The 9,446-nt window shown below is 32.8% G+C and carries 4 protein-coding genes; 1 reads left to right on the top strand and 3 read right to left on the bottom strand.

The features are described 5' to 3' along the window. Positions 1 to 131 precede the first annotated feature (131 nt). Positions 132 to 548 (bottom strand): DUF3110 domain-containing protein, encoded by a 417-nt coding sequence (locus tag H6F32_RS15625; RefSeq protein WP_190370230.1) that lies wholly within the window; start codon positions 546 to 548, stop codon positions 132 to 134. Positions 549 to 929: 381 nt separating this feature from the next. On the opposite strand from H6F32_RS15625, the gene H6F32_RS15620 reads away from it, so the two are divergent. Next, positions 930 to 6,458 carry a translocation/assembly module TamB gene (locus tag H6F32_RS15620; RefSeq protein WP_190370229.1) on the top strand — a complete coding sequence of 1,843 codons (5,529 nt, stop codon included), beginning with the start codon at positions 930 to 932 and terminating at the stop codon, positions 6,456 to 6,458. Between the two features lie 1,370 nt (positions 6,459 to 7,828). Here H6F32_RS15620 and H6F32_RS15615 read toward each other — a convergent pair. Then, entirely contained in the window at positions 7,829 to 8,527 is a 699-nt protein-coding gene (locus tag H6F32_RS15615; RefSeq protein ID WP_190370228.1) for a rubrerythrin family protein, read from the bottom strand. Positions 8,528 to 8,695: 168 nt separating this feature from the next. Further along, positions 8,696 to 9,352, bottom strand: a complete 657-nt coding sequence (locus tag H6F32_RS15610; RefSeq protein WP_190370227.1) for a Crp/Fnr family transcriptional regulator — start codon at positions 9,350 to 9,352, stop codon at positions 8,696 to 8,698. Positions 9,353 to 9,446: the final 94 nt, after the last annotated feature.

Here is a 9,446-nt window from a genome sequence, read left to right as displayed (position 1 = left end):
CAACTGGTATGAAGTACAGAGGAATCTGTTTACTTTAGTTGTACGTGAGCATATTTTTGCTAATCTTAATAGCGATCGCATGATCTAGAATACATAGATAATGTTTTTTGTCAATGCGTAAGTCCTAGAAATTATAATAGTCCTTCCAAACGCCGCCGAATATCATCTAAATCAGAATTAGACATTTCAGAAGTAGATGGAGAATTATTTAATGATTCTTCATAATTTTTGGTTTGTGTTTGGGATTCCCAGTCCGTTTGATCTACATTAGTTTCGGGAGGTATAACTAAATCCTGATCTTTAGGGATAAATTCCCAATCATAACCGGCGCTTTGACAAAATTCTTTAATATCATCAGCAGACATTTTTTCCACTGTGGGTTCGGGAAAGTCTTGGGCTTCTAGCATTAGGGCAAAACGGGTAGCATCGTCTTCAGACTCAAACATGAGGATTTTATTCCGTACTAATCCATCCGGTGTAATGCTGCGAATACTATGTACTCCTTCGTTGTCTGTGCCAGCGTTAAAAATTAGTACAAAAACAGACATGATTCATCCTTTAATCTCAATTTTGATATTCATTCAGATATTTCAAGCCTGGATATCTGGGGATATTCCTGGACATAGCGTGGCATAAACTAAAGTTTTTACCTCGGCAATATCTCGCAATGCTTTGAGGAAAATCTTCAAAGCGCAGGTTCAATCTCTGGGAAGAAAATGTCCACAATTTGGGAATTTGAACTTCTTAGAACCAGTTTAAAACTTTTGGGATTTTTTGGAAATTATAGATCAGGAGGTACATTGGTAGGGGTTACCAGTACTAAACCCCTACTAACTCCTAATAATTTTGATGATGTAAATCTATATTTTTGCCGCTCCTATAGCTATACTCTAAGAATTATTCCTGAGATGATGTTTAATTAAAAGCTCATGTTTAACTCTAATGGGGATTTTTCACCATCTAATAGTAATTTTTGGCGTTTGCGAGTGATTATTTTAAGTCGTGCTAGTTTAGCTGTGGCCAGCCTGTTATTGGTAGGAATTATGGGCGGTACTTGGCGGTTATGGAGTTTTATTAAACAAGATTTAACACCCTTGGCAACACATAATTTAACTAAAACTCTTAACCGTCCGGTGAAGTTGGGTCACGTTGCATCCTTTTCTTTAACTGGTGTAAATTTTGCTGCTTCAGAGATTCCTGCTACTGCGTCAGATCCCGATAAGGTAAGTATAAAATCAGTAGCGGTGAGGTTTGATATTTGGAGATTAATTTTTAAGCGTCATTTATTGTTAGATGTAACTTTGATTAATCCTAATGTATATGTAGAACAGGATGATCAAGGTAGATGGTTAACTACTACTATTGCAAGTCGAGAACCGTCTGCTTGGATTAGAACTGATTTAGATAAGTTACGATTTCGTGATGCTAGGTTAATTTTAGTGCCTAATGCAAAATGGAGAGGCGGAAATAGTGCTAATATCAAGTTAACATCTGTGGGTTTTGGTAGTGTTAATGGTAGTGCCAAATTGTTAGAAAATAACCGTTTAATTAGGTTAGATATTATGGCACAGTCTAATCATGGTGGTGATATTGTTTTACAAGGTGATTTGATTCCTAATAGTAAGAGTCTAGCTGGTGATTTTAGGTTGCGATCGCAAAATCTTTTTGCAGAAGATATTACTAGAATTGTGGGTTTACCTGTGAATTTGCAATCTGGTAAGGTTAATGGTGATTTAAAAATAAAAGCTACTCCTGATCAACCAACTTTATTATATGGTAGTGCGGTTTTAAATAATGTTAATATTGCTATTCCTGGTTTACCACAGTTATTAAATAATTGCCAGGGAAATATATCTTTTGATGGTTTGAAAATTAAATTAGATAATTTAGTCACTAATTATGGAAAAATTCCCTTAATAGCTTCAGGAATTATTGATCAGAAGGCCGGTTTTAATATTCAGGGAAAAGTGAATGCAGTTAGTTTAAGTAATGCCCAGAGTACATTAAATGTGAAGTTACCTGTTCCGGTTAGTGGTATAGCAAAGGCAGATTTACAGTTATTAGGAACTATTAAACAACCGATTTTATCTGGTGTGGTTAGTACAGTAAAAGTTGCCCAAGTTGATAAAATTGATTTTGAAAAAATTAATAGTAAATTTGATTTGAAGGTAGGAAATAATGATTCTTCTATTTTAAAGATTACAGATATTCAAGGTTTAGCTGTTGTTGGTGGTGAAATTAAGGGGGAGGGAATCATTAAATTAGGGAAAGATCCTCAACTTAATTTTAATTTTACAGCAGCTAATGTTCCAGGAGATGCGATCGCTAAAATATATAATATTAATATTAATGATCCCAAAAATAACCTTAAACCATCCTGGAAAATTGGCACAGTATCCGCTAAAGTTTCCTTGACAGGAACAGCGAAAAATGCTCAAACTTTAGTAAAATGGACAGCACCTCAAGGTACTTATCCCGCAACAGGTACAACAATTATCAATAGCGATCGTACCGTAAATTTTGAAAATGTACAAGCGAAAGTAGGAGGAGGTTTAGTTACTGCTAAAGGTAGTTATTTTAATCAAAATTGGCAATTTATTACTCAATCTTCAGGAATTAAATTAATATCTTTTATAAACAAGAATCAAGAACAGAATATCAACTTAAATGGTGCAGAATTTAACGGAAGTTTGCGTTTATCTGGAAAAACACAACCTTTTCTGATTGAAAAAATCACTCCTGAAAATGCTAATGTAAATATTGCTGGGGGAAAAGTTAATGTTAAGCAATTGGAGTTAAAAGATAACCAGTTTAATGTAGAATTAATAGCAAAAAATCTGTATTTATCCAAAATTATTAACAATGCAAATCCTATATTAAATAATCCCTTGATGGGAATTTTTTTCGTTTCAGGAAATAGAGAAGATTTTAGTTTACAAACATTAAATGCTAGAGGTTCAGCACAATTAAATCCCCAACAAGGTATCATTAATATTGATAATATTCAAGTTAGTAATGGCAATTATCAAGCCAAAATTCAAGCTAATAATATCAGTTTTCCCACATTACCAGGAATAGTGACAGGAGAATTACAAATAGCGGGAATTGTGGAATCTTTTAAGCCAGAAAATATTACAGGTTATGGTGCAGGAAAAGTAAAATTAGCTAATGGTAATATTACAGCTTCTAATATTAAAATTTCCCAAGGTAATTATCAAGCATTATTAACAATTCCTGGTTTAAAATTAACTGAATTTCATCAAAAATTACAGGGTAATTTATTTGGTAAATTACAGATTGCAGGTTCTTTAAACACTCCTAAATTAAGCAATGTAATTACAGCAGGAAGAATAGGTTGGAGTGATGATCAAGGAATTAATACACAAGCTGATATTGGTTGGAATGGACAAAGATTAATTATTAATAATGTTGGTAATGGTAAGTTACAAGCTAATGGTTATATATTAGCAAATGCTAAAAAACCAGGAATACCAGAAATTACAGATTTCAAGTTGCAAATTCAAGCAATAAATTATGATTTACAAAAGCTACCTGTGACATTACCCCAGGGAGTAAAAATAGCAGGAGGTATGGATTTTTCGGGAGAAATATCAGGAATACCAGCAGCACCAAATATTTTAGGAAAAATAGGATTAAATAATTTTCAAGTTAGTCATAAAATTCCTAATCAAATTCCTAATCAACCTGCTAATTTTGTCTTTGAACCTGTATTAAATGGTAAGATTGAAGGGGTTAGTGGACAAGGATTCGTTTTTGATATAGCAGGAAAAAAAGACCGTTTAGCAGTTAATTTAGATAAGAATAATCGTCCTCAATCTTTTTTGCTTCAATGGCAAGAAGCAGTGGCTAAAGGACAGTTTTTAGGCAATAATGGAGGTAGTAATTGGGGAATAAAATTAGCCAATTTTCCTTTAGATAAATTAAATTTGGCTTTACCTCAAAATACTCTATTAAGTCCTGGAGGGGTACAAGGGTTATTAACAGCAGATTTAAGAGTTAATCAAAACACATTAGCAACAGTAGGAAATGTGGAGATTATTCAACCAGAACTAGGAAGAATTAAAGGCGATCGCTTAACTACACAATTCCAATATCATACTAATAATAATACAGCTATTTTCACCAATAGTCAATTTACGAAAAAAGACAGTATATATAACTTTAATGCTACCATTAACCAATTAACCACTAAACCACAAATCCAGGCCAATATTAATATTCAAAAAGGGCAAATTCAAGATATATTAAGAACTGCTCAAATTTTTGAGATAGAAGATATTCAAAGAGGAATCAAAGCCCCTAACTATGGTAAAGCAAGTGATTTAACTATTAATTCTCAAGGTTTACCCAATGAAGATTTATTCACACAAATTCAAAGATTATCAGAGATTGATACTCTTATTAGTCAAGATGAAAAGAAACGGTTGGAAGCTAAAATTATTCCAGATTTAAAAGATTTGCAAGGACAATTTAATGGAAATATTAGTATTGATACCCACAAAAATCAAACACTAATTCTAACATTTGATTTGCAGGGTAAGGATTTTGTTTGGGGTAGAAAAGAGGAAACAGGACGTTTTTATCGAGCAGAAAGAGTAATAGTCAAGGGAGGTTTTGAACAAGGTATTTTTCAATTTAAACCCCTGAGAATTGAAACCAAAAACAAACTTATTAACTTTGCGGGAAATATTGGAGGAGAAAAACAGTCTGGACAGTTACAAGTGAGAAATTTTCCCATAGAAATATTACCCTTGGAATTATTAAATAATGTTGTGAAGTTACCCGGAGAAATTACAGGTAATTTGAATTTAACCGCAACCCTAGCAGGAACTATTAATAATCCCCAAGGTCAAGGAAATTTAGAAATTAGCCAGGGAACAATTGATCAGAAACCAGTGAAATCTGCTACATCTAGTTTTAATTATAGTAATGGACGTTTAATTTTTGATAGTAATGTTTTAGGAATAGGAACAGGTAATGAACCAGCCAATATTAATGGTAGTATTCCCTATAACTTTCCTGGCAGTTTAGCTGCAAACAAAGACGATATTACGCTGAACGTAAATATTAAAAATGAAGGTTTAACATTATTAAATTTATTTACCAATCAGATTAATTTTGAAGAAGGTAAAGGAGAATTAAGACTAGAAGTAAGGGGAAATAAAAAACAACCACTAGTAAAAGGAAAAGCTATTTTAGATAATGCTACATTTAGTGCCCAAGCATTACCAGGAAAACTCACAAATGTTACAGGAAATACTCAATTTGATTTGACTAAAGTTTTAGTAGAAAATCTGCAAGGTAAATTTAGTAATGGAAAAATAGAAGTTCAAGGAGAATTACCAATATCTAGCAACCAAACAGTCACAATTGAAAATCCTCTTACCGTAAATTTACAACAACTAGTTTTAAATTTTCAAGGATTATACCAAGGTGGAGCAAGTGGTAATTTACAAATTACTGGTTCTTTATTGCAACCGGTTATAGGAGGAAAAATAGAATTATTTGATGGTAAAGTGTTATTGTCAGAATCTACTAATACTAATAGTTCATCTTTGTCTAGTAATGATGTTAATAATAATGTGAATGTTAATCGTAATATAGAGAATCAATTAACTAAATTAAATAATTTAGAATTAACGCTAGGTAAAAATGTAGAAATTGCCAGCCCTCCGGTATTTAGCTTCCAAGCTATTGGAGATTTAAAAGTTAATGGTTCTCTTGCTAACCCTATTCCTGAAGGTACAATTCAATTAACAAAAGGTGGAGTAAATTTATTTACTACACAATTAAATTTAGCTAGAAATCAGCAACATACAGCTACTTTTAGTAGTCGCAACCCTCGTGATCCTTACTTGAATATTAGGTTATTTGCCAAGGTGTTAGATATCGTGCAAAATTTTGATTTAAGTAGACAAAATTCTCCTGGTTTAGCAGGTTTAGAAACTGTGAGAGTGGAAGCTAGTATTGATGGTTTAGGAAGTCAAATTAATGAGAATTTAGAATTAAAAAGCATTCCTTCCCGCTCACAAACAGAAATTGTCACTTTATTAGGTGGTGGGTTTTTAGATACCCAAGGAAGAGCAGATAGTAGGCTAGGTTTAATAAATATTGCTGGTGCGGCTGTGTTTAATAATTTTCAAACCGCATTTAGTGAAATTGGTACAGCATTTGGTTTAAGTGAATTAAGAATGTTTCCCACTGTTGTATCAGAAAAACCAACTGCTACTGGCAATAATTCCTCTTTAGAGTTGGCCTTAGAAGCAGGAGTTGACGTTTCTTCTAAACTTTCTGTTTCTATTATTAAAATTTTGACAGCTAATGATCCTTTACAATGGGGTTTTAACTACAGAATTAATAATGAGTTACGTTTACGTTCTTCTACTAATTTAACTGATGATGGTCGGATTGTCTTTGAATTTGAACGTCGGTTTTAAACAATACAAGAAAATTTACAAAAAATATTATAGTGATCTTATTATGCTCATTTAGGCATTTTTAGATATATTCTGTGATGACACTGATAATTAATTCCCAGAGGGCTTATTTGTTTAGCTGACTTACCTGCCTGTAACTTATAGCGTTCGTGCAGCTTGCCCTAAGTCATAAGCTGTTATGCTTTTAATTTGGATAATAGATGCAAGCAAGATGCTTGCACTACAGTAATTTTAGGTAGGTGGTCACTGAGCCTGTCGAAGTGTGGACTTTGCCTGTATAGTGGCGATAGCGTGGCGTAAGCCTTATGATATTCGCCCCATCGCCCCATAGTTTTAAAACACCCTCTAAAGTAAACTAAACTCCTGACTCTTGAGTGCGAAGTGCAAAGTTGAGGGTTTAGCATTGCTAAACCCCTAATAACTCCTGACTCCTATTTATTATTAATACTTTACTGTTTTCAGAACTAAACCTAAAGTTAGATTAGGGGTGTCACCCCTCATACTTAAAAACTTAATTTTAGATTATATGGATATGATGTAATTTAGTTACTGCCTATAAGTTAAACATTTTAAAAATAGACAGGAACAAGTACAATCAAGGGTGATGGGTCTCACCCCCTATTAATTATCAGGAAGAAAATGAAGTTAAAATCAAAATAAAAAGGTGAAAAATGAACAAATAAAAAGTTAAAAAAAATGCCAAAATGGCAACTAACAAGAAAATAAACAAGTTAAATTATAGAAGACAAGGAAAAACAAGACATGAGTTAAAAGAGTACATCAATTAACAAATTAATCTTGTAAACTTTGTTAACAAAATCAAAAATAAATAACATTTAAGTTTTGCTGCAATGGGAATACCTGCTAAGTATAGATGTTGTCGTTAACCTGCAAATTACCCCCCTAAATTAACGAATTACGTCTGTATTATATATTCCTGTATCGCTTCAGCAGCAAAAGGTAGAGTGGGAGAGAATGGCGCTTGGTAATGCCTCCTCCCACTCTCTTTTTTGGGGTTGAAAACAGTTATAGTGGTTTAACTTAAAAATGATACGTTTTTTCGCCGGAAACTCTTTGACTGCAAGCAAGATTTGTCTCAATCTAAAGTTAAATGACTATAAGCTCCAGCAAACAATATAGAGACGTTGTGTACAACGTCTCTAACGGAACTTAAACATTTTTGAGAAAAAAATAAGCATCAAACTATTGCAGGGTAAGGGTGCGTCAGACAATATAAATCATGTAAACAACCAATTGTTGATATCTGACGCACCCTACAACAGATTTTTTACTGTGACACTTGCGTAAGTCCTAAGAATATCAGAAAATAGGCATAAACGTCATTAAAAATTTACTGAATGTTTGATAAATTAATCCAATGGTTTAAAAGTTTTCTTACTAGCTCCACAAATTGGACAGTTCCAATCATCAGGAATATTATTAAAAGGTGTACCTGGGGCAATTCCCGAATCAGGATCACCCACTACAGGGTCATATATCATACTACATTGTCTACAAATCCATTTTTGAGTGTGGGGATCTTCGTTAATAATTTTAGTAGTTGGTTCTGCACCATTTAATATTTCTAAAGCCTCAGTGTAGCGATCTGCGTGGTAATTTTCAATGAATTTTAATAATCCAAATCTGTGGGCGGCAGTCTGAAATATGTTAGCATGATCTTGAGATTCTTGGGCTTGTTTGAGAAATTCTGCTACTGCGGGATCATCTCGATCTTTTGCTGCTGCTGCGGCAAATTCAGGATACATTGTGGTATATTCGTAGGTCTCTCCTGCAATTGCTAGGGATAAACAACGAGAAATAATTGCTTTTTTTTCCTCTTCATTTAATAGGGTAACATCTTTAACTACTAATTCTGGATGTAATAATTCAAAATGGGCAAATGCGTGTTCAGTTTCTTGATCTGCTGTTTCTTTAAATAATTTTGCTAGTTCTGAAAACCCTAATTTACGCGCTACTGCTGCAAAAAATAGATATTTGCGATTGGCCATTGATTCTCCACCAAAGGCTGATTCTAGGTTTTGTAATGTGGTAAAATTGGACAAGTCCATAATTTTCGATGGTCTATAAATAGGGTTATTTGCTAATATTAAAGCACGGTTTAATTATGATTACTATTAATTTTATATTAAAAGTAGATGAACTTGAGATCCCGGACTTCTTAAAGAAGTCCGGGATCTAGTTTTGATCTAGTTTTTTGTTTTTCCTATAATTAATAATCATTTAATGATTGTGATTTTTGTTCCATCCATTTTTAAAAAACCCTCTTGATGCAGTTTATAAAAAGCACGTGATAGGGTTTCGGGAACTGTTCCTAATAATGCTGCAAGTTGGGTTTTAGGAATGTCTAAGGTAATGATATTTGTATGATTTTTTTGACTAATATTTAATAAATAATTTTTCAATCTTTCTGGTACTTCTTGAAAAGAAAGAGTATCAACTAAATTAGTTAAATATCTCAGATGTTTGGCGAAAGTTCCTAACATGACTATTGCTAAAGTTGGATGTTGTTGCAATACTCTAAAAAATGAATTTCTAGGAATGAATAAAACTTGACTATTTTCTATTGCTGCTGCTGAGGCTGGAAAATTGCCACCATCAAATGCGGGTACTTCTGCAAAATATTCTTCTGTACCGAAAATATGTATGATTTGTTCTTTATTATTGCCTATTTTAAAAACTTTAATTCTGCCATTTTTGACAATAAAAAATCCTGTTGCTTCATCTCCTTCCCAAAATAAAATTTCTCCTTTTTTGTAATTTTGGATGATGGTAATATGGGCGATCGCTTGTAATTTTTCTTGATTAATATTGGCAAATATTGGTATTTTATGGAGAAAGTTTTGAATTTCTAAGAGGTTTTCTGTAAGTGTCATAATGATAATTTGGTTAGAAAACAGTTCATTTATTTACAAATCCATAAATCAATTTATTTATCTTATTCTAACTTACCAAATAGTTACATTTATT

This window comes from Anabaena sp. FACHB-1237, assembly GCF_014696225.1.
GTDB lineage: Bacteria > Cyanobacteriota > Cyanobacteriia > Cyanobacteriales > Nostocaceae > FACHB-1237.
Note: the sequence above shows the minus strand (reverse complement) of the source record. Positions and strands in the feature narration are given on the sequence as shown.

Coding starts and splice junctions, on each gene's coding strand:
- H6F32_RS15615 (WP_190370228.1), bottom strand. CDS start 8,527: ATGGACTTGTCCAATTTTACCACATTACAAAACCTAGAATCAGCCTTT.
- H6F32_RS15625 (WP_190370230.1), bottom strand. CDS start 548: ATGTCTGTTTTTGTACTAATTTTTAACGCTGGCACAGACAACGAAGGA.
- H6F32_RS15620 (WP_190370229.1), top strand. CDS start 930: ATGTTTAACTCTAATGGGGATTTTTCACCATCTAATAGTAATTTTTGG.
- H6F32_RS15610 (WP_190370227.1), bottom strand. CDS start 9,352: ATGACACTTACAGAAAACCTCTTAGAAATTCAAAACTTTCTCCATAAA.